This is a genomic window from Rothia nasimurium, from assembly GCF_928392795.1.
Lineage (GTDB): Bacteria > Actinomycetota > Actinomycetes > Actinomycetales > Micrococcaceae > Rothia > Rothia nasimurium_F.
Map to the genome: position 1 here is coordinate 81,089 of NZ_CAKMTJ010000003.1, position 19,852 is coordinate 100,940.

Here is a 19,852-nt window from a genome sequence, read left to right on the forward strand (position 1 = left end):
ACCAAACCTGCCCAGAGTTGAGCGTGCGTGCGATGTGCGACACAATAAAGGGGTGACTCTCAAAACAGACTACGCATCGCACAAAATTGTCATTCTCGGCGGTGGCCCCGGCGGTTATGAAGCCGCCCTGGTCGCTGCAAGCCACGGCGCCGACGTCACTATCATCGAAGATAAGGGCATGGGCGGCTCGGCCGTCCTCACCGACGTTGTACCCTCCAAAACCCTGATTGCCAGTGCGGACGCCCGCAACCGCTTCGGCAAGGCCCAGGAGCTCGCTATTTCGGTGGGCGATAATGACGCGCCGCCGCCCATTTCGGTTGACCTGGCCAAGGTAAATAAGCGTCTGATTGACCTGGCTCATCAGCAGTCCCACGATATTAAACGCACCCTTGAACGTAGCGGCGTCAAAGTGATTGATGGCCGCGGCAAGCTGGTGGACCGCCACACCGTGCAGGTGACCGATTCCAGCGGGCTGACCTATGACCTGACCACCGAGTTCATCATTCTGGCGGTGGGTACCCACCCCCGCGAGCTGCCCACCGCTAAGCCGGACGGTAAGCGCATTCTCAACTGGACCCAGCTCTACTCACTTGAAGAACTCCCCGAAGATCTGATTGTGGTCGGGTCCGGTGTGACCGGTGCAGAGTTCGCCTCGGCCTACAACGGTTTGGGCTCGCGGGTTACCCTGATTTCCTCCCGCAACCGGGTGCTGCCCGGTGAGGACGAGGACGCCGCGACCGTCCTTGAAAATGTTTTCGAACGTAAGGGCGTGCGCGTTATGCCCCGCTCCCGCGCCGAAGCCGCCTGCTACAACGAGGCCGGCGACGGCGTCATTGTCACCCTGGGGGACGGGCGCAAGGTAGCTGGCTCCCATGTGCTGATTGCTGTTGGTTCGATTCCCAACACCGAAAATCTGGGTCTTGAGGACGCCGGGGTTGAGGTCAGCGAATCAGGGCACATTAACGTGGATCGCGTCTCCCGCACTAACATCCCCAATATTTATGCGGCAGGTGACTGTACCGGGGTTTACCCTCTGGCTTCTGTTGCCGCGATGCAGGGGCGCGTTGCCGTTTCGCACATGCTGGGCGACATCGTCAAGCCTCTGCGCACCCACCAGGTTGCCGCCAACATCTTTACGGCCCCTGAAATTGCAACTGTCGGAGTGAGCCAGAGCGAAATTGAGTCGGGGAAGTACCAGGCAGATATGGTCATGCTGCCGCTGGCCACTAACCCCCGGGCCAAGATGATGGCGGTCGAGGACGGCTTCATCAAAATCTTTGCCCGCAAGCACTCTGGCACCGTTATTGGCGGCGTGGTGGTGGGCCCCCGCGCCTCAGAGCTCATCTTCCCGCTATCGCTAGCAGTCGATAAGAAACTGCACGTGGACGATATTGCCGAAACCTTCACGGTCTACCCATCGCTGACCGGCTCCATCTCGGAAGCCGCGCGGCAGCTGCACACTATGCAGTAATAGATGAAAAAGGGGAGGGGTAGCGCCCGTTCGGAGCCGACTGGCTGGGTCTGGCATGAATCGCTTGCGAGCTTGCGAGCCAGCGAGAAGGTTAGTCGGCAAGAGCGGGCGCTACCCCTCCTTGAGCTGTGTGCGTCTACCCTACTTAGTGCGGGCCATGGTGGTCAGATCCACGTCGCGGGTTTCATGGGTGATTGCCATGAAGATCAGAGTGAGCAGACCTGCGCCGGCCAGGTAGAGGCCGACTGCGCCTACACCACCGTTGGCGTTCAGCCACACCGCGGCATAGGGGGTCAGTGCTGCGCCCAGGATGGATGCGACGTTGTAGCTGATACCTGAGGCGGTGTAGCGGACGTTGGTGGGGAAGAGTTCGGGCAGGTAGACGCTCATGGAGCCGAAGGTCAGGCCCATGAGGGTCATGCCGATGGCCATGAAGAGGACGATGCGGCCGGTGTTGGCGTCCTCACCGGTACCAACGACGGAGGGGTCCATGAGGAAGCCGAAGGAGAGGCCGAAGATGATGATGGCGCCGGTGATGACGAGCTGGGATGAGCGGCGGCCGTACTTGTCGGCTAGCCAGCCGGAGACCGGGACCATGGCTGCGAAGAAGAGAATGGTGATGAGCTGGATGACCAGGAATTCGCGGTAGGCGATGCCCAGGCCGCCCTTTTCTACCTTGCCGATGCCGAAGGAGAGGATCCAGGCGGTCATGAGGTAGAAGAGTACGTAGGTGGCGAGCATGATGAAGGTGCCCTGGATCATGGGCCACCAGGCTACCTTGAAGGCTTCTGCGAGCGGGGTCTTGACCTTTTCGTCTTTTTCGAGGGCCTGTTTGAAGACGGGGGTTTCTTCGAGCTTGAAGCGCACGTAGAGGCCGACTGCGACCATGACGATGGAGGCGATGAAGGGGATGCGCCAGCCCCAGACGAGGAAGTTGTGGTCGATGGTGTCGCCGGCGGCGAGGGAGGTGAAGCCCATGGCGACGGTGAGTAGCAGCATGAAGCCGTTGGCGAGGATGAAGCCGAACGGTGCGCCGAGCTGGGGCCACATGGCGGCGCGGGCGCGCTTGCCTTCTTCAGCGTATTCGGTGGCTAGCAGGGCTGCACCTGACCATTCGCCGCCGAGGCCTAGGCCCTGGCAGAAGCGCAGGATGGTCAGCATGGCCGGTGCCCAGAGGCCGATCTGGTAGTAGGTTGGGAGCAGACCGATGAGGAAGGTTGCGATGCCCATGGTCAGGAGTGCGCCGACCAGGGTTGCCTTGCGGCCTACCTTATCGCCGAAGTGGCCAAAGACGATGGAGCCGATGGGGCGGGCGATGAAGGCTGCGCCGAAGGTCGCCATGGAGGCGAGGAGCTTGGCGGTGTCGTCCTCGCCGGTGAAGAAGAGGGCGGGGAAGACTGCCACGGCGGCGGTGGCGTAGATGTAGAAGTCGTAGAACTCGATGGTGGTGCCGATGAGTGACGCCAGGATGACGCGGCTGCGGGGCACGGTCTGCTCGGTGGCAGAGGATGCTGGGGTAGCGGTTGTGGTGCTCACAGGATCTCTCTGAGGATGTGTGGAAAGTGTTGAACAGTTTTACTCTAAAACTGGCGTTCTCTATGTGAAACTTCAATTCCACTATGTGAGCTTGTGTGTGCTGGGTGCAGGTGGTGCTGGATTTAAACTAGGCCCCCTTACCTGGTGGCAAGGGGGCCTGGCCTAGATTGTGAGCGGTGCTTTTATTTGATGGTGGCGATAATTGCCCCGGCTGAGACGGTGTCGCCTGCCTTGAGCTTGAGCCCGGTGACCTTGCCTGCCTTGTGGGCGGTGATGGGCTGCTCCATCTTCATGGCTTCCAGTACAACGATCAAATCGCCTTCGGCGACCTTGGCGCCGTCCTTGCTGGCAACCTTGACGATGGTGCCCTGCATGGGGCTGGTGAGCTCATTGCTGTTGGCAGAGCCGGACGCGCCCCCGCGGCTTGAGCGGGACTTGCGGGCCTTGGACGCGGCTGCGGACTTGGCAGAGGTACCGCCGCCCAGGGCAGGCAGGACGACTTCCATGCGCTTGCCGTTGACCTCAACGGTAATCTTCTGGCGCTCTTCATCGGCCTCAGCCAGGGTGAGGGCACCGTCGTAGGCGGGCAGGGTGTTCTTGAATTCGGTTTCAATCCAGCGGGTGTGAACGGCAAAGTCACCGCCGGGGGCAGGGGCGAAGGCAGGCTCATCGAGCACGGCGCGGTGGAAGTTGGCAACGGTGGGCATACCCTCGATGACCAGCTCGCCCAGGGCGCGGCGGGCTCGCTGTAGGGCCTGTTCGCGGGTGGCGCCGGTGACGATGAGCTTAGCGATCATGGAGTCAAAGTTGCCGCTGACGGTATCGCCTGCGATCACGCCGGAATCCCAGCGGACACCCGGGCCTGCGGGTACAACCAGCTTCTCGATGGTGCCGGGGGAGGGCATGAAGCTGCGGCCGGCGTCCTCACCGTTAATGCGGAACTCGAAGGAGTGGCCGCGCACCTCGGGGTCGGTGGCTTCGATAGTCTCACCGCGGGCGATGCGGAACTGCTCGCGCACCAGGTCAATGCCGGTGACCTCTTCGGAGACCGGGTGCTCAACCTGCAGGCGGGTGTTGACTTCAAGGAAGGAAATGGTGCCGTCGGTGCCCACCAGGAATTCGCAGGTACCGGCGCCCTGGTAGCCTGCCTCGAGCAGGATAGCCTTGGACGCCTCATACAGGCGCTCGTTCTGCTCTTTGGTCAGGTAGGGAGCCGGGGCCTCTTCTACCAGCTTCTGGTTGCGGCGCTGCAGGGAGCAGTCGCGGGTCGAAACAACCATAACATTGCCGTGAGCGTCGGCCAGGCACTGGGTTTCAACGTGACGGGGGGAGTCAAGGAAGCGCTCAATGAAGCACTCGCCGCGGCCAAAGGCGGCGATAGCCTCGCGGACAGCTGACTCGTAGAGCTCCCCGATACCCTCGCGCTCGCGGGCGACCTTGATGCCTCGCCCACCGCCGCCAAAAGCTGCCTTGATGGCAACGGGCAGGCCGTACTCGTCCGCAAAAGCCTCAACCTCTGCTGCGCTCTTGACCGGGTCTTTGGTGCCGGGCACCAGCGGGGCGCCGACCTTCTCGGCGATATGGCGGGCAGCTACTTTATCGCCCAGGCGGTTGATGGACTCGGGGGAGGGGCCAATCCAGGTTAGACCGGCGTCGATGACCTGCTGGGCGAACTGGGCGTTCTCAGAAAGAAAACCGTAACCGGGGTGCACGGCGTCGGCGCCAGAGCGCTTAGCAACCTCAAGTAGCTTGTCCATGACTAGGTAGGACTCCGCTGCGGTAGTGCCGCCCAGGGCATAGGACTCGTCAGCTAGCAGCACGTGCTGGGCCTCGCGGTCGGGGTCTGCATAGACCGCAACGGTTGAGATGCCCTCGTCCTGGGCAGCCCGGATGACGCGCACGGCAATCTCACCGCGGTTGGCAATCAGTACCTTGCTGACGGGGCCGGTGTGGCGACCCTTCACCGGGGTAAAGGTCTGGGCCAGGTCATTGTGTGCAGTCACTGTAAAGCTCCTCGGGTTGATGCGCCGTGCTGGCGTGCCGTTACTGGCTATGACGCATTATGAGCAGGCGCCGGGTGGCGGCGCCTCACAAAAGTCGTATCTTGAAATTTATCGCGAATTTTTCCAAATGTCGCTGATTGAAACACCAAAGTTAGCCAGCATTGTGCGTAGGGCATGCACCGAAAGCCCCACCACGGTGTGGTATTCGCCCTCAATTCCCTTAATGAAGGCCGCGCCGAAACCGTCGATTGTGAAGGATCCAGCCACCCACAGGGGCTCGCCGGTGGCCACGTAGCGCCGGGCTTCTTCGTCGCTGAAGGTATCGAAGTGGACGGTTGCTGTGCGCAACTCGCTGGCCTCGGGGCGCTTGCTAGCTGCTGTGTTCTGGGCAGACTCGCGGGTATCGACCAGCCAATGCCCGGTGTGGAGCTGCCCGCTGCGTCCGCTCATCGCGGTAATCCGTTCCAGGGCTTTTTCGGCGCTGCCGGGCTTACCGTAGGCAAGGCCATCGAGCTCAAAGACAGAGTCACAGCCCAGCACCAGGGCTCCTGCCGCCTCGGGCAGGGCGGCAACCGCCTGCGCTTTTGCCTTGGCCAGCAGCTGGGCGGTCTGCGCCGGAGTGATGTCACCCAGCCCTGCCTCATAGGCGGCCTGCTGGGCCTCGCGCAGGGCGGCGTCCTCGTCGACATCGCTGACAATAACGGTGAAGCGGACGCCGGCGTCCTCCAGGAGCTTTTTGCGGGCAGGGGAAGACGACGCAAGGACGAGCCGCACCGGCTGTTCGCCCGCTGCGGCTGCGGTTTCAATAGGGATGTGCATGGGTAACAGTCTATCGGGGCTGACGAACCCCGAACCCACAACACGTGTGATGGGCCAAGTCTGCACATCGGTATGGAGCTGATGGTATCAACTTGGTATTGTGGGTGTATGGCTCTTACCTTGCGACTTCCTGAAGATTTAGACCACCAGCTTGCAGATTTAGCAGAGCGCGAGCATTTATCTAAGCACTCCCTCATCGTCGAAAGTGTGCGTCGCATGCTGGAAGAAAGAGAGCATCGGGCCATGGTAGAAGAGGGACTTGCTTACGCGCTTGAGCATGATGCAAAAACTTTGGAACGACTAGCCGACTCATAAATGCAGCGGATTCAACTCGAAATTGCTATTGAGGTTATAACGCGTCTGGGCTTTTACGTTCGAGATGTAGGACTGCTAGATTCGGCCTTAGAAAGACCTATCACGAGGGTGTATGGAGCTCACGTTTACCCTACGATTCCGCTGGCGGCTGCCGCTCAGAGCGAATCTCTAGCTCGGAACCACGCACTGGTTGATGGGAACAAGCGAACCACGCTAATTTTCCTCAATATCTTTTTGCGTATCAACGGATTAAAACATGTGATGGATTCTGATACCTCCTACCGGCTCATTATGGACATAGCAGAAGGACAGGAGAGCCTTGAGTCAATCGCTAGCAGGTTAGAGCCTTTCCTTATTCCTTGGAGCTAGTTTTGGCGGGGCGTCCTGGGCATCAGGCTTATAAGGAATGCTGATCTTCCTCTAAGTTTCAGGGGCGGTAGAGTCGAGGGCTGTCGCCCAATAAATTAACAAACGAAAGATAACTTGTGGCGTATTCTGACATCCGGCTCTGTTCTCTTAAAGAGGTTAGTGACATGGTGGGCCGCCCGCTGGCTCAGGTGCAGATACTGGATTGGGCTCAAAAGGCTGTTGTCTTGCGTCAAATCGATGCCCAGCCTACTAGAGGCCCGGCAGGGCGTACCTGGTATGGATTTGATATGGCAGCTGAAATGTCTGAAGATGCTGAAACCATTGCCAACAATCATGAGTCAGTAGTAGATGACCCTGAAGAGGAAGTAGTTATGGACTTACACAATAATGTTGTGGGGCGAGAGATTGGTCGGCGCGTTGTTACTGGGGATGATGCTAAACAGGGTGTCAGGACGCAGTGACTTCTGATGAGCTGCAAGTGATAGGTTAGGTAAACTTAGACTCGAATTCCTTTCTGACAGAAAGAAGGCAGTATCGTTATGAATCTTGTAAAGAATCATAAACTCTTTTTTCTCTCCTTCTGTTTTTGGCTATTTTTGATGGCTTTTGAATATTTCGTCCGTTTTACTGCTGGGATAGCTTGCCATACTTCAAATGAGTATATTCAAGGCGAAGCCTATTGGGGGTTTTTCCCTGTAATTGGAACTCGTTGTGTATGGGATAGCCTGCCTGATGGGGTGAGTGCTTATTCTGGTCCTGGCCTTACAACGGTGGCTGCTCCGGTGATTCTGTGTGCGTGGTTGTTAGAGGCTTGGTTGCAGGGGCGGAAGAAGAAAGAAGCTTATTCCAAAGGGTAGATGGAGCAGGCTCACAGCGAGCGTGAGCCTGCGGAACCCCTTATGAATAAGCTTCATATAATTGCTACCGAAGTGTTCTGCTCCTGATAATTTTCGTTGAACGAATACGCGGCAGTGAAAGATGTAAATCACAAAAAACTGTTGCAATGGCTGAGGGATAGAGTAATACGCTTCTTTGGCATAATCAGATCTCCTTGATACCAGTTTGGTGAATGTAATCTACATTGCACAGTATGGGGCCGTGTGGGTGTCAATAGGAAATTGAAAAATTAAATGAGGGTCTGGCTGTATAAATCAATAACTATTTCTTAAAAAGAAGACTTTTGAAAAAGGCAATAAAAAATACTAGAACTATACATACCAAAGAGCTTGCTACGAGTGCAAGAACCAGGTTAACAATAAAGTTAAACTCTAAAATACTGTCGAATAACTTAATAAATATAAATGCACTAAAAATTCCAACTATTGTTATAAAATAATCCTTGAATGTTTTTTCCTCTGTCATCCTCAGGTGCCTCCGTTGAATATTCTAATTTTATACTATTCTATATTTTATTTTTAATTCTTACGTAAGTCAAGAGAATTTATTGGGGTCCTTTAATTTAAAACGTTTGACGTATCTCATCGAAAAAGAATTTTAGTTGCCTCACTATTGAGGAAAGTATGATGCTTGTCATGCGGAAAAGGGCAACAATGTAGAACTGGTAGATAGTAAGGCTTATTCATAAGGATAAGTGGAGCAGGCTCACAGCGAAGCTGCTGGCTCGGATGAAGTGAGCGGGTGCGACAGCACGCAAGAGCGAACGGAATCCGCCGCTAGGCGGGGCGTGAATCGCCTTGTGAGCGAAGCGAACCAGGCGAGAGGGTCGGCAGCGAGCGTGAGCCTGCGGAACCCCTTATGAATAAGCCTCAAGCTATCAGAAGCAGGTATTAGAAGAGCCCCATCGGCTTATCTGAGTAGCTGACCAGCATGTTCTTGGTCTGCTGGTAGTGGGCCAGCATCATCAGGTGGTTCTCGCGGCCGATGCCTGACTTCTTGTAGCCACCGAAAGCGGCGTGGGCCGGGTAATTATGGTAGTTGTTGATCCAGACACGGCCAGCCTGAATGGTGCGGCCTGCCCGGTAGGCGGTGTTCTGGTCGCGCGTCCAGACGCCCGCACCTAGACCGTAGTCGGTGTCATTGGCAATGCGCATAGCCTCATCAAAATCAGTGAAAGAGGTGGTAGCCAGAACCGGGCCAAAAATCTCTTCCTGGAAGATACGCATGTCGTTGCTACCGGCAAAAACGGTGGGCTGAATGTACCAGCCGTCTGCCAGGTCGCCGCCTAGCTCGCAGGCCTCACCGCCCACGAGAACGTCCGCGCCCTCGTCCTTGCCAATCTTCAGGTAGCCGGTAATCTTATCCCACTGCTCCTTGGACGCCTGGGCGCCGACCATGGTCTCGGTATCGAGCGGATTGCCCTGCTTCATGGCCTTCACGCGCTCAATGCCGGCCTCGAGGAAGGAGTCGTGAATGGGCTTCTGAATCAGTGCGCGGGAGGGGCAGGTGCAGACCTCGCCCTGGTTGAGGCCGAAGGAGGCAAAGCCTTCTAGTGCCTTGTCGTAGAAGGAGTCCTTCTCGGCAGCAACGTCGGCGAAGAAGACATTGGGGGACTTGCCGCCCAGCTCCAAGGTGACCGGGATGATGTTGTCGGCAGCAGCCTTCATAATGATAGAACCGGTGGTGGTCTCACCAGTAAAAGCAATCTTGCGGATGCGCTTGCTACCAGAGAGGGCAGCGCCAGCCTCGGGGCCAAAGCCGTTCACAACGTTCAGCACACCGGCGGGGAGTACATCCTTCCATAAATCCACCAGGTAGAGCACTGAAACCGGAGTCTGCTCCGCGGGCTTGAGCACAATGGTGTTGCCCGCTGCCAGGGCCGGGGCGATCTTCCAGATAGCCATCAGAATGGGGAAGTTCCAGGGGATAATCTGCCCCACCACGCCCAGAGGCTCGTGGAAGTGGTAGGCCACGGTGTTCTCGTCAATCTCTGACAGGCGGCCTTCCTGGGTGCGAATAGCGGACGCGAAGTAGCGCAGGTGGTCAACGCCCAGCGGGATATCTGCGGCTAGAGTCTCGCGGACAGGCTTACCGTTCTCCCAGGTCTCAGCTACCGCAATGGACTCCAGGTTATCTTCCATAATTTGGGCCAGCTTGAGCAGCAGGTTAGCGCGCTCGGTGGGGGAGGTCTTGCCCCAGGTCTCAAAGGCCTTCCAGGCTGCGTCAATAGCCTTGTCGATATCAGCTGCGGTACCGCGGGCGACTTCTGCAAAGGGCTTGCCGTTAACCGGGGAGATATCTTCAAAATACTGGCCCTCGGCCGGGGCTACCCATTCCCCTCCGATGAAGTGGTCGTAGCGGGACTTGAAGGTGGTGATGGAATCTGCTGAGCCGGGTGCGGCGTAAACAGTCATTGTCTCTCCTTTGAGTTGTATCTGACTACGGGGTAGGCAACCAGGACCTACCTGTTCATAAAAAGCACATAAAAGTAACTTGAATCACAGTTTAGTTGAGAGGGGTTCCACCTGTGAAGACCGATCCGTAAAAAACCCAGGCCATCATGTGACCTACAGCAAAATATGTCCTAGCTTTACACCCCGATTCACAAGCCCCAGGGCCAGGCGTACAGTGTTGAGACATGTCAAACCACACCACAGCACTTCCTTCCCGCAAGAGACTTCCCGCCTGGGCTACGTCCTTCGGCAATCAAATTATCGCCGCCCTCATCCTGGGCGTGATTTTGGGCCTGGTAGCCACTAACCTCGGCGGCGATGCCGCAGAGAACCCCAACTGGCTCATGACCACCCTCTCCACTATTGGCTCCTCCTACGTCACCCTGCTCAAAGCAGCGGTGGTACCCCTGATTTTTACCGCCGTGGTTTCGTCCATCGCCAACCTGGCTGAGGTAACGAATGCGGCCCGCCTGGCTACCAAGACCCTGCTCTGGTTCGCCTACACCGCCCTCATCGCTGTGGTTATTGGCCTCATCCTCGGTCTTGTCACCCAACCCGGCGCTAACACCGGTCTGGCTACTCCCGAAACCTACGAAGGGCGTACCGGCTCCTGGCTGGGCTTCCTTACCGGCCTGATTCCCGCCAACTTCCTTGGCCTGGGTGTGAGCATCTCAAACTCGGGCGAGACCGTCACCGGCTCAGCTAGCTTCAACGTGCTCCAGATCCTTGTGATTTCAGTAGCCGTGGGTATCGCAGCCCTCAAGACCGGCCCCGCTGCCAGGCCCTTCCTTGACTTGAATAAGAGTGCTCTGGCTATTATTCAGACCATCCTCTGGTGGATTATCCGCCTGGCCCCGCTCGGTACCGTCGGTCTGATTGGCCGAGCCGTCTACGCCTACGGCTGGACCTCCATGGGCTCTCTGGCGCGTTTCGTAATTGTGCTTTACATCGGCTTGGCCCTTGTGCTCTTCGTGGTCTACCCAGCTATCGCCCGCGCCAACGGTCTGTCTATCAAGCAGTTCTTCTCGGGCGTTTGGCCCGCTGTGCAGATGGGCTTCGTTTCCCGCTCGTCCATGGGCACCATGCCTCTGACCCAGTCCGTAGCTGAACGTAACTTTGGTGTGCCCCGCGCCTACGCCTCCTTCGCGGTTCCCCTGGGCTCCACCACCAAGATGGACGGCTGCGCCGCGGTCTACCCCGCCCTAGCAGCCCTCTTTGTGGCCCAGTTCTACGGCATCGACCTCAACATCACCCACTACCTGCTCATCATTATGGTGTCGGTGCTCGGTTCCACCGCCACCGCAGGAACCACCGGTGCAACGGTCATGCTCACCCTCACCCTCTCCACCCTGGGCCTTCCCCTCGACGGCGTTGGCCTGCTCCTGGCCATCGACCCCATCATTGATATGGGCCGTACCGCCGTCAACGTCGCAGGCCAGGCCCTGGTTGCGCTCATCGTCGCCAAGCGCGAGGGCATTCTGAACGAGGACCTCTACAACGCCCCGCGCACCGAGGGCGGATTTGTAGCTGAGGACGTCTACGCCCGCCTCGGCGAGGCACCCCAGGTACCTGCCGCGGCAGCGTCCTAACCCTTACCCCTACCTCGTAGAGAAGCGGGCCCTGCGCACCTATCGGTGTGCAGGGCCCGCTTCATGTTTACGCGACTTAGGCAGCTAGTGCCCGGCGCAGGGTATCAAGCCCGACTGAGCCCAGTTTGAGGGCCCGGGTGTGGAAGTCGCGGTCAGAGATTCCGGCGGCGCGGGCGTTCTCACGCAGCTGTAACCAGACTCGCTCGCCCACCTTGTAGGAGGGGGCCTGGCCCGGCCAGCCCAGGTAGCGCAGGAACTCGAAGCGGCGCTGGCCCTCGGAGATATCGAGGTTGGCCTCTAGAAACTTATAGCCCTTCTCTGCGTCCCAGATGCCAGGTTCTACACCCAGCTCGGCAACCCAGCGTTCGGGGATCTCAAAACCGCAGTGCAGGCCGATATCGAAGACCACGCGGGCAGCACGCAGGCGCTGGGCATCGAGCATACCCATGCGGTCGCCGGGGTCAGAGAGATAACCCAGCTCGTCCATGAGGCGCTCAGCGTACAGGGCCCAGCCCTCGCCATGGCCCGAAACCCACACGGCGTTAGCACGCCACTGGTTCAGGGCCTCGGCCATAGCGGTTGCATAGGCAACCTGCAGATGGTGGCCGGGTACGCCCTCGTGGTAGACGGTTGAGGTTTCGCGCCAGGTGCCAAAGGTATCTTCACCTTCGGGCACTGACCACCACATGCGACCGGCGCGCTCAAAATCAGCGGACGGGCCGGTGTAGTAGATACCGCCCTCCTGGGTGGGGGCAATCATGCACTCGAGCTTGCGCAGCGGGCCTTCGATGGTGAAGTGCTCTTGGGCCAGGTAGTCAACGGCGGCGTCGGAAAGCTTCTGCATCCAGGCCTGGAGCTCATCGGTGCCGTTGAGGGTGCGTTCGGGGTCAGCATCGAGCAGGGCCTTTGCCTCGTCAATAGTGGCACCGGGCTTGATGGCTTCGGCAACCTCCTGCTGGGCCGCGATGATGCGGTCGAGTTCCTCAATACCCCAGGCATAGGTCTCTTCCAGGTCAAGGGTGGTGCCTACAAACTGACGGGAGTAAAGGGAGTAGCGCTCGCGGCCCACAGCATCGGCCTCGGGCGCGTCGGGGCGCAGGGTGTCTTTGAGGTAGGAGAGAAGTTCGCTGTAGCCTTCCTTAGCGGACGCCGCCCCCTGGGTAGCGCGGTCGGCGTGCTCAGGGGCGGCTTCGGCTACCTCTTGTGCCAGAGTGTCGAAGAAACCGCCTTCGGCAATGTAGGCGGCTACCTGCTCGATGACGATATCGACCTGGCGCACCGCTGCCACCTTACCGGCGGCACGGGCGGCTTCCAGGGTCTCGATATAACCGCGAACCGCTTCCGCAACGTTACCCAGGCGGCCAGCAATGTGCCCCCAGTCCTCGGCTGTTTCACGGTTCATCAGGTCAAAGATGGCGCGAATACCCTGAACAGGGGAGGCAATGTTGTTGAGTTCCCAGTCGCCCAGGCCCGCCTCGTGCAGTTCGAGCTTGAGCCCCAGGCGCTCGCGCATGGCGTCGACAGTAACCCGGTCGATGTCGTCGGCCGGTTCAACGGCGTCAAGGGCTGCCAGAGTAGCGCGGGCTAGGTCAATCTCTGCCTGGGTGCCTGCGGGGGAGTAGTCGGGGTACTCGGTTTCCCGTCCCTTGCGGCCCTCGATGGTGGCCGCTGCCGGGTCTAGTTCCAGGGTCTTCTCGTAGTAGTCGTTGGCAATGCGGTCGACCTCGGTCTGAGCGCGGTCGGCCTTAAAAATTTCGGGTAAATCTGGGTGTAGTGTCATACACCCCATTCTAGGTTACTGTGACCCAGAAAACAGGGAGCTGGGTGGGTGAACTACTGGGGTCGGGCCCGCTTCCAGGAACCCGGCCCGGGGCGCAGTCGCATACCCAGGCGCTGAGTGTGGTTGAGGCGGCGCTGCCACATTTCCAGCGCGGTCTCCTGCCGGGAATCAGCCTGGGCCTGTAGCGCCACCACGACGCTGGTCAGCGCAGCCAGCTCTTCTTCCGTGGGGTTGCCCCGCACCACCGAAAGCACAGGGGCGGGTACCTGCTGCCCACCGGCGTCCTGCCCCTGGTTTTCAAGGGGCGCGGACGCCGGTGCCGGCTTCTTGCCGAAGCCCAGTAGGGACAGCGGATTGGGAGTTGCCATGTTCTACCTACCCCTTACAGCGGAATGTTGCCGTGCTTTTTAGCGGGGGAGGCTGCGCGCTTATCGCGCAGGGCCCGCAGGGAAGAAATGATGCGCACGCGGGTCTCGGAAGGGGCGATGACCTCATCGATGTAGCCCAGCTCAGCAGCCTGATAGGGGTTGAGCAGCTCCTCTTCGTACTTGGCAATCAGCTCAGCGCGCTTAGCCTCAACATCGCCGCCCTCTTCGGCCACAGCGGCCAGCTCGCGGCGGTAGAGAATATTGACCGCACCCTGGGCCCCCATTACACCGATCTGGGCGGTGGGCCAGGCCAGGTTAATATCGGCGCCCAGCTTCTTCGAGCCCATCACAATGTAGGCCCCGCCGTAGGCCTTGCGGGTAATCACGGTAACCAGCGGAACGGTCGCCTCGGCGTAGGCGTACAGCAGCTTAGCGCCACGGCGGATAATGCCGTTGAACTCCTGGTCGGTACCGGGCAGGAAGCCGGGCACATCAACAAAGGTCAGAATCGGAATGTTGAAGGCATCGCAGTTGCGCACGAAGCGGGCGGCCTTTTCAGAGGCATTGATATCGAGGGTGCCAGCGAACTGCATGGGCTGGTTGGCCACAATACCCACGGTCTTACCCTCAACCCGGGCATAACCAATCATCACGTTGGGGGCGTAGAGGGCCTGCATCTCAAAGAAATGGCCATCATCAACCACCGACTCAATCACAGCCCGCATATCGTAGGGCTGATTAGCTGAATCGGGAATCAGCAGGTCAAGATCAAGATCATCGACGGTGACCTCGGGGTCCTGATCATGATCCAGGGGGAAGGTCTCGGTGAGGTTGTTGGAGGGCAAGAACTCAACGAGCTCGCGGACGAAATCAAAGGCGTCCTCTTCGTCCTCAGCCAGGTAGGTCGACGTACCCGTCACCGCGTTGTGCTGGCGGGCACCGCCCAGGGTCTCCATATCGACCTCTTCACCGGTCACGGTCTTAATGACATCGGGGCCGGTAATAAACATGTGGCTGGTCTTATCGACCATTACGATGTAATCAGTCAGGGCGGGGGAGTAGGCCGCACCACCGGCGCAGGGGCCCATAATTACCGAAATCTGCGGAATCATGCCCGAGGCCCGCACATTCATACGGAAGATATCGGCAAACATGGCTAGCGACGCAACACCCTCCTGAATGCGGGCGCCACCACCGTCATTAATACCGATAATGGGGCAGCCGTTCTTCAACGCGAACTTCTGCACCTTCACAATCTTCTCGCCATTGACCTGCGACAGAGAACCACCGTAGACAGTGAAATCCTGGGAATAAACCGCAACCAGGCGGCCATCGATAGTACCGTAGCCCGAAACCAGGCCATCACCCAGCGGCTTTTTCTTCTCCATACCAAAAGCCGTAGTGCGATGCTTAGCCAGAGCATCAAACTCCACAAAAGAACCCTCGTCAAGCAGCATCTCGATGCGCTCGCGGGCAGTCTGCTTGCCGCGTTCGTGCTGGCGGTCAATCGGGCCCTGCCCGGTGGGCGCAAGAGTCTGCTCGCGGCGGGCGTAGAAGTCAGCGATTTTACCTGCGGTGGTGGTCAAATCGGGGGCATCGGTGGTGGGGTTCTCGCTCATGCTCTGCCTGCCTTGCGCACTGGTGGGTCAATGGTGTGGGGTGACCTGGGATAAGGGTCATTCTTTTCAACTATAGACCTGCCGCCCCGCCCCACCCAATTATTCTTGGGATTTTTGAGCGATTTTTCTAAATAAGAGTGTTTCGGGAGAGCTGGAGCAGGCTCACGCTTGCTGTCGACCCTCTCGCTGGTTCGCTAGCTGGCTCGCAAGCTCGCCAGATTCGCACCGAGATTTGTTTTCCTCGCGCGCTCGGAATCTCGGTGCTCATCACCAGCGATTCATGCCAGCCCCAAGCCAACAGCTTCGCTGTGAGCCTGCTTCAGCTCTAGTGCTTCTTGCTTACTTGCCGACCTTGCCAATCACAGCGTTCCATTCGCGTGCGGTGTAGCCGGTGAGCACGCCGCCGGTGCTCATGGGGTCGGCGGCGATAATGCGGTCGAGGTCGTCGCGATCTTCGGCAACGAAGATGAGTAGGGCACCTGCGGGGTCACCGTCGAGGAAGGCGCCGGCTGCGTGCAGCTTACCTTCTTCGTGGAGCTGGGCCAGGTATTCGCGGTGGGCGGGGCGGTGCTCAGCCTGCAGGTCGGCGGGGCCGTAGGAGTACTGCACAGCGTAGACGGTCATGGTAGAACCTTTCGTAGGGGTTAGACAGTTCCAGTATTGCACCGCTAGGCCGCTCAGGCTGGGCGTGACCCCGTAGAATAGCGGTCAAAACTTAGTATGTGAGATAAAGGAGTGCGCGCATGGGGCACCTTCAGGCTGACCTGGTTGATGTGAGCGGGTTTGAGCGGGTGGAGCTTCTGCCCTCGGTAGGGTCAACTAACGAGTATGCCCGGCAGATTCTGGTGGGTGATGCCCTGGTGCGCCGTAGCTATGGGGAGCTCTCGCTGGTCTCGACCGCCGACCAGAATGCGGGAAAAGGACGCCTGGATCGGGTGTGGGTGGCACCGGCGGGTGCCGCTTTGGCAACCAGCTTTATCGTGCGTCCGCATGTAAACCCCGCAAATAGAGTAGCCCCCGACCAGTACCACTGGTTCACGTCCTTAGCTGCACTGGCTGCCTGCGATGTTTTTGAGCAGCTTGCGGGGCTGCACCCCTCCATCAAGTGGCCTAATGATGTCCTGCTGGGCAACCGGAAAGCCTGCGGTATTCTGGCCCAGCTTGTGATTGAGCCCGAGGGGCAGATCTCGGTAGTAGTGGGTATCGGCCTTAATCTAAACCTGACCCAGGAAGACCTTCCCGTTCCCACAGCCACCAGCGCTCTCATAGAATCGGGGCAGTCGATTGACCTCAATCGGGCACTGACGGTCTTGGCTGCTCACTTTGCCCGCTACTACCGAGACTTTGCAGCTAGCGGTTTTGATGCGGACGCCACCGTCGGTGGCCCCTCTTTGTTGGCCCGCCTGCGTGAGCGTATGAGCACCCTGGGTGCTACCCTCACTATTCACTTACCCGGGGATGAGACCTTTAGGGGTACCGGGGTTGAGCTGACTGCTGAGGGGGAGTTGGTCGTCCGCTCAGATTCCGGCGAGGAACGAAGCTTCACCGTGGGGGACGTGGTACACGTACGCCCCCAGAGGTACGGCCGCTAGGTGCGGTTAAGGCCGGAATATCGGGGAACCTTCAGGAAGCGTCGATAAACTCACCAGTGATGAAACTACGAGGCGACCTTTATCCCGCAGAGTACACCCTTGCCGCAACGCGCGCCCACGGGGTGCTTTTGTTGCGCCCCCTTCTTTATTTTTTTCTTGCCATGACCGCTTGGAGCTTCGCCTCAGCCCTGGGTGTTGGGGCCCCGGGCTGGCGCTATCTAGCCTTGGCTTTTGCCCTAGGGCTGGCTTGGCTAGGTCTTAGAGGGGTGCTGCGGTGGGTGGCTACCAGCTATCTACTCACTACTCACCGCTTAGTGATTAGACGGGGCTTGGGCTCAGGTAAGGACGTCAGTGTTCCGCTGAACCAGATAGAAGGGGTAAGCGTGGGGCACCGTCATCTGGTGGGGCTGGCCAATGCTGCGGCTCTAACCGTTCATGCTCGCGGGGTGCAACACGTGCTGCGGGCAGCGCCGGACCCTGAGCGCCTGAGTGGGAAGATTCAGGAAGCTCAGCGAGCGTTACTGAGCGGGAACTCTTCTCGGTATCGGGTGTAAAAGCTACATTATTTGTCTGATAAGCCTAAACAGGTTCTTTGGGTTCGAAAAAAGGTGATGGCGGGCATAGAATAGGCGGTGGCGCTTATCGGGTGGTGAACATTTCGTAGCCTAGCTCACAGTAACTGGGTATTCTTGAAGTAGGTAACTACTCGCCGTGCCAGCCCTAGACCCTATTACCTCTAGAACCACGCAGCACTAAACATAGAGAAGGAAGACCCCCGTGGAGAAGTCAGCACCCGGTAGCGACCCCGCCGAACAGGCCGGCACCGCGCCCCACCGGAGCAGGCACCACCATAACCGCGTGCAAAGCCAGCTCTACCGTAGCGACGAAGCCCGGCAGGGCGTGCTGGAGCTCGAACGCGCTCTTCTAGGGGAAAATCGCAGCATGAAACGCGGCGAGGTAGCAGATGAAGCCGGCGTGCCCCTGCTGACCGCTCGTAAGATTTGGCGCTCCCTGGGCTTGCCCAACCTCACCGACGATGATGCCTATTTCACCCATGCCGATAGCAAGGCCCTGACCACCGTTACTTCCCTTATTAAAGAGGGTAAGCTCACCGAAGAAGCCGCCCTATCACTCACCCGTTCGGTAGGGCAGATGATGGACCGCATGGTGGTCTGGCAGGTCGAAGCTCTAGTGGAAGATATGGTGATTAATGGCGGGCTGACCGACACCGAAGCCCGCGGCGAACTGCTCAGCCTCCTGCCGCGCCTGATTGAAGACCTCGAAGATATCACCGTCTACGGCTACCGTCGGATGCTCAACTCGGCTATCTTGCGTCTGGCCCTCCGCGATGAAGAGGGCAGCACCGACCTGGCAGACAGCGACCTGCCCCTAGCCCGGGGCGTGGGATTCGTTGACCTGGTCTCCTACACCTCACTCTCACGCGAGATGAACGAGCGGAACCTGGCCCGCCTGGTTAAGAACTTCGAACAGCGCTGTGCTGAAGTGATTGCGGTAGGCGGCGGACGCATCATCAAAACGGTTGGGGACGAGGTCATGTACCTGGTCGAATCCCCCGAAAACGGCGCCCGTATCGCCCTGACTCTCTCAAAACTTATCAGCGAAGACCCCCAGCTCCCCGAAGCCCGTGTATCCTTCGTGTGGGGCAGGGTGCTGCCGCGTCTGGGCGACATCTACGGACCCACCGTTAACCTGGCTTCCCGCCTGGTTGCACTGACTGAACCCGGGGTCGTCCTCACCGACGACTCGACCGCTGAAGCGCTGGAAGACGACAGGCGTTTTGTACTCATCCCCCAAGGCGTGCGCAACGTGCGCGGTTTTGGCAATGTTAGGCCCGTGGCAATTACCCCGGGCATCGGTAATGAACTGGAGATCGATTTCGAATGACCACCGCCCCCAACCTCACTATCTACGCGGGCAAGTCAACCGACGTAGGCCAGTACCGTGACAACAATGAAGACTCTATGGTCGTTGCCGGCACCCTCTGCGTGGTCGCCGACGGCATGGGCGGGCATGAAAAGGGCGAAGTCGCCTCGCGCCTGTGCACCCGCACCCTGGCCTACGCCCAGATGTTCACCCGCCCCGGAGGCATGACCGAGGAAGAAGAGGCAGCGTTCCGGCGGGAAGTTGCCAGCGAAGCCCTCAACGACGAACCGGGTGGCCGCCGCCTGGGCAGGCGCCGCAAAGAAACCTCCGCCCTCAACCGCCAGATTCTCAAAACCCTCGATAAAATCAAGGAAATCATTGGCGAAGCCGATGAAGCCATCAAAAACGCCCTGGATTTGCGAGCGGGTACAACCGTCACCGGTGCCTGGCTCACCCACATTGGCGACCAGCAGATGTGGTTTATCTTCAACGTGGGCGACTCCCGAACCTACCGCCTGGTCCGGGCAGAAGAGGCTCAGACCGAAGAAGCTCTCTCTATCTCTAACGGGCCGGTTGAAGGTCTAGAACTAGAACAGATCACCGTAGACCACTCTGAGGTTCAGTACCTGGTCGACACCGGTCAGATCACCGCTATGGAGGCCCTGACCCACCCCCGCCGTAACGTCATTACCCGTGCCCTGGGCACCGGTAACTACTGGGAACCTGACTTCTGGGTTATCCCCGCCCGCGAGGGCGACCGCCTGATGATGTGTTCCGACGGTCTTTCCGGCGAACTCTCCCACAACTACATGGCCCGGGTACTTGCTACCGTCGAGCACCCCCAGGATGCGGCGGATGTGCTCCAGATGGCTGCCCTTCGAGCCGGAGGCCGGGACAACATCACCGTAATTGTGGCAGACGCTATAACCGTAGCGGACGCCGAAGCCCGTGCAGCCGAGCTCAAAGCCCTGACCGAGACCGACGCCCACGAGATTGTGGCCAACATCGACGGCTACGACTACCCCCACACCGCCACCACCGAAGAAGAACGGTTCCACTCTGAAAAAGAACTGCACCGGGGCATCAACGGCTAGAGTTCAGCCGGGGAGGTTATAGGGCAGAATAGATAGGGTGAGTGAAAACAAAGACCTTCCCGG

At 58.9% G+C, this 19,852-nt stretch carries 18 protein-coding genes; 10 read left to right on the forward strand and 8 right to left on the reverse strand.

Features of this window, described 5'->3' with window-relative positions:
• Positions 1-52: 52 nt before the first annotated feature.
• On the forward strand, positions 53-1,471 hold the full coding sequence (locus tag L6963_RS04455) for an NAD(P)H-quinone dehydrogenase (protein WP_237197398.1): 1,419 nt from the start codon (positions 53-55) through the stop codon (positions 1,469-1,471).
• A gap of 141 nt (positions 1,472-1,612) precedes the next feature.
• On the opposite strand, the gene L6963_RS04460 is transcribed toward L6963_RS04455, so the two are convergent.
• From L6963_RS04460 to L6963_RS04470, 3 genes are all read right to left on the reverse strand, one after another.
• Positions 1,613-3,007: an MFS transporter gene (locus L6963_RS04460; RefSeq protein WP_237206716.1), complete on the reverse strand. Its 1,395-nt coding sequence runs from the start codon at positions 3,005-3,007 to the stop codon at positions 1,613-1,615.
• 182 nt (positions 3,008-3,189) lie between these two features.
• Positions 3,190-5,010: an acetyl/propionyl/methylcrotonyl-CoA carboxylase subunit alpha gene (locus tag L6963_RS04465; protein WP_237206717.1), complete on the reverse strand. Its 1,821-nt coding sequence runs from the start codon at positions 5,008-5,010 to the stop codon at positions 3,190-3,192.
• Positions 5,011-5,118: 108 nt separating this feature from the next.
• Positions 5,119-5,829 (reverse strand): Maf family protein, encoded by a 711-nt coding sequence (locus L6963_RS04470; protein WP_237206718.1) that lies wholly within the window; start codon positions 5,827-5,829, stop codon positions 5,119-5,121.
• Between the two features lie 108 nt (positions 5,830-5,937).
• Between L6963_RS04470 and L6963_RS04475 the strand changes: the two genes are divergently transcribed.
• The 4 genes from L6963_RS04475 (at position 5,938) to L6963_RS04485 (ending at position 7,370) form a co-directional block, all read left to right on the forward strand.
• A complete protein-coding gene (locus L6963_RS04475) occupies positions 5,938-6,144 on the forward strand; it encodes a CopG family ribbon-helix-helix protein (protein ID WP_237205964.1) in 207 nt (68 codons plus the stop codon).
• Positions 6,145-6,513 carry a type II toxin-antitoxin system death-on-curing family toxin gene (locus tag L6963_RS11885; RefSeq protein WP_369126956.1) on the forward strand — a complete coding sequence of 123 codons (369 nt, stop codon included), beginning with the start codon at positions 6,145-6,147 and terminating at the stop codon, positions 6,511-6,513.
• 116 nt (positions 6,514-6,629) lie between these two features.
• Positions 6,630-6,974, forward strand: a complete 345-nt coding sequence (locus L6963_RS04480; RefSeq protein WP_237206719.1) for a DUF6973 domain-containing protein — start codon at positions 6,630-6,632, stop codon at positions 6,972-6,974.
• 78 nt (positions 6,975-7,052) lie between these two features.
• Positions 7,053-7,370 carry a hypothetical protein gene (locus tag L6963_RS04485; RefSeq protein ID WP_237198649.1) on the forward strand — a complete coding sequence of 106 codons (318 nt, stop codon included), beginning with the start codon at positions 7,053-7,055 and terminating at the stop codon, positions 7,368-7,370.
• A 930-nt stretch (positions 7,371-8,300) separates the two neighbouring features.
• Here L6963_RS04485 and exaC read toward each other — a convergent pair.
• The gene (gene exaC / locus L6963_RS04490) at positions 8,301-9,824 is read right to left on the reverse strand and encodes an acetaldehyde dehydrogenase ExaC (protein WP_237206720.1); all 1,524 of its coding nucleotides are present in this window, start codon (positions 9,822-9,824) and stop codon (positions 8,301-8,303) included.
• A 224-nt stretch (positions 9,825-10,048) separates the two neighbouring features.
• Between exaC and L6963_RS04495 the strand changes: the two genes are divergently transcribed.
• Positions 10,049-11,452, forward strand: coding sequence for a dicarboxylate/amino acid:cation symporter (locus tag L6963_RS04495; protein WP_237206721.1), 1,404 nt, complete (start codon positions 10,049-10,051; stop codon positions 11,450-11,452).
• Positions 11,453-11,528: 76 nt separating this feature from the next.
• On the opposite strand, the gene L6963_RS04500 is transcribed toward L6963_RS04495, so the two are convergent.
• The 4 genes from L6963_RS04500 to L6963_RS04515 all read right to left on the reverse strand — a co-directional run bounded on the left by L6963_RS04500 (position 11,529) and on the right by L6963_RS04515 (position 15,843).
• Complete coding sequence (locus L6963_RS04500; protein WP_237206722.1) at positions 11,529-13,232, reverse strand: DUF885 domain-containing protein; 1,704 nt, start codon at positions 13,230-13,232, stop codon at positions 11,529-11,531.
• A 53-nt stretch (positions 13,233-13,285) separates the two neighbouring features.
• Positions 13,286-13,600, reverse strand: coding sequence for an acyl-CoA carboxylase subunit epsilon (locus L6963_RS04505; RefSeq protein WP_237206723.1), 315 nt, complete (start codon positions 13,598-13,600; stop codon positions 13,286-13,288).
• Between the two features lie 14 nt (positions 13,601-13,614).
• Complete coding sequence (locus tag L6963_RS04510; RefSeq protein WP_237206724.1) at positions 13,615-15,219, reverse strand: acyl-CoA carboxylase subunit beta; 1,605 nt, start codon at positions 15,217-15,219, stop codon at positions 13,615-13,617.
• 339 nt (positions 15,220-15,558) lie between these two features.
• Complete coding sequence (locus tag L6963_RS04515; protein ID WP_185173348.1) at positions 15,559-15,843, reverse strand: YciI family protein; 285 nt, start codon at positions 15,841-15,843, stop codon at positions 15,559-15,561.
• 119 nt (positions 15,844-15,962) lie between these two features.
• Between L6963_RS04515 and L6963_RS04520 the strand changes: the two genes are divergently transcribed.
• The 4 genes from L6963_RS04520 (at position 15,963) to L6963_RS04530 (ending at position 19,789) form a co-directional block, all read left to right on the forward strand.
• Positions 15,963-16,811: a biotin--[acetyl-CoA-carboxylase] ligase gene (locus L6963_RS04520; protein WP_237205957.1), complete on the forward strand. Its 849-nt coding sequence runs from the start codon at positions 15,963-15,965 to the stop codon at positions 16,809-16,811.
• Between the two features lie 161 nt (positions 16,812-16,972).
• A complete protein-coding gene (locus L6963_RS11890) occupies positions 16,973-17,365 on the forward strand; it encodes a PH domain-containing protein (RefSeq protein ID WP_369126957.1) in 393 nt (130 codons plus the stop codon).
• Between the two features lie 223 nt (positions 17,366-17,588).
• On the forward strand, positions 17,589-18,716 hold the full coding sequence (locus L6963_RS04525) for an adenylate/guanylate cyclase domain-containing protein (protein WP_423816802.1): 1,128 nt from the start codon (positions 17,589-17,591) through the stop codon (positions 18,714-18,716).
• Complete coding sequence (locus tag L6963_RS04530; protein ID WP_336603536.1) at positions 18,713-19,789, forward strand: PP2C family protein-serine/threonine phosphatase; 1,077 nt, start codon at positions 18,713-18,715, stop codon at positions 19,787-19,789. The genes L6963_RS04525 and L6963_RS04530 overlap by 4 nt, the downstream gene beginning before the upstream one ends.
• Positions 19,790-19,852 lie beyond the last annotated feature (63 nt).

Coding starts and splice junctions, on each gene's coding strand:
- L6963_RS04495 (WP_237206721.1), top strand. CDS start 10,049: ATGTCAAACCACACCACAGCACTTCCTTCCCGCAAGAGACTTCCCGCC.
- L6963_RS04485 (WP_237198649.1), top strand. CDS start 7,053: ATGAATCTTGTAAAGAATCATAAACTCTTTTTTCTCTCCTTCTGTTTT.
- L6963_RS11885 (WP_369126956.1), top strand. CDS start 6,145: ATGCAGCGGATTCAACTCGAAATTGCTATTGAGGTTATAACGCGTCTG.
- L6963_RS04515 (WP_185173348.1), bottom strand. CDS start 15,843: ATGACCGTCTACGCTGTGCAGTACTCCTACGGCCCCGCCGACCTGCAG.
- L6963_RS04510 (WP_237206724.1), bottom strand. CDS start 15,219: ATGAGCGAGAACCCCACCACCGATGCCCCCGATTTGACCACCACCGCA.
- L6963_RS11890 (WP_369126957.1), top strand. CDS start 16,973: ATGACCGCTTGGAGCTTCGCCTCAGCCCTGGGTGTTGGGGCCCCGGGC.
- L6963_RS04520 (WP_237205957.1), top strand. CDS start 15,963: ATGGGGCACCTTCAGGCTGACCTGGTTGATGTGAGCGGGTTTGAGCGG.
- L6963_RS04505 (WP_237206723.1), bottom strand. CDS start 13,600: ATGGCAACTCCCAATCCGCTGTCCCTACTGGGCTTCGGCAAGAAGCCG.
- L6963_RS04500 (WP_237206722.1), bottom strand. CDS start 13,232: ATGACACTACACCCAGATTTACCCGAAATTTTTAAGGCCGACCGCGCT.
- L6963_RS04470 (WP_237206718.1), bottom strand. CDS start 5,829: ATGCACATCCCTATTGAAACCGCAGCCGCAGCGGGCGAACAGCCGGTG.
- L6963_RS04475 (WP_237205964.1), top strand. CDS start 5,938: ATGGCTCTTACCTTGCGACTTCCTGAAGATTTAGACCACCAGCTTGCA.
- L6963_RS04530 (WP_336603536.1), top strand. CDS start 18,713: ATGACCACCGCCCCCAACCTCACTATCTACGCGGGCAAGTCAACCGAC.
- exaC (WP_237206720.1), bottom strand. CDS start 9,824: ATGACTGTTTACGCCGCACCCGGCTCAGCAGATTCCATCACCACCTTC.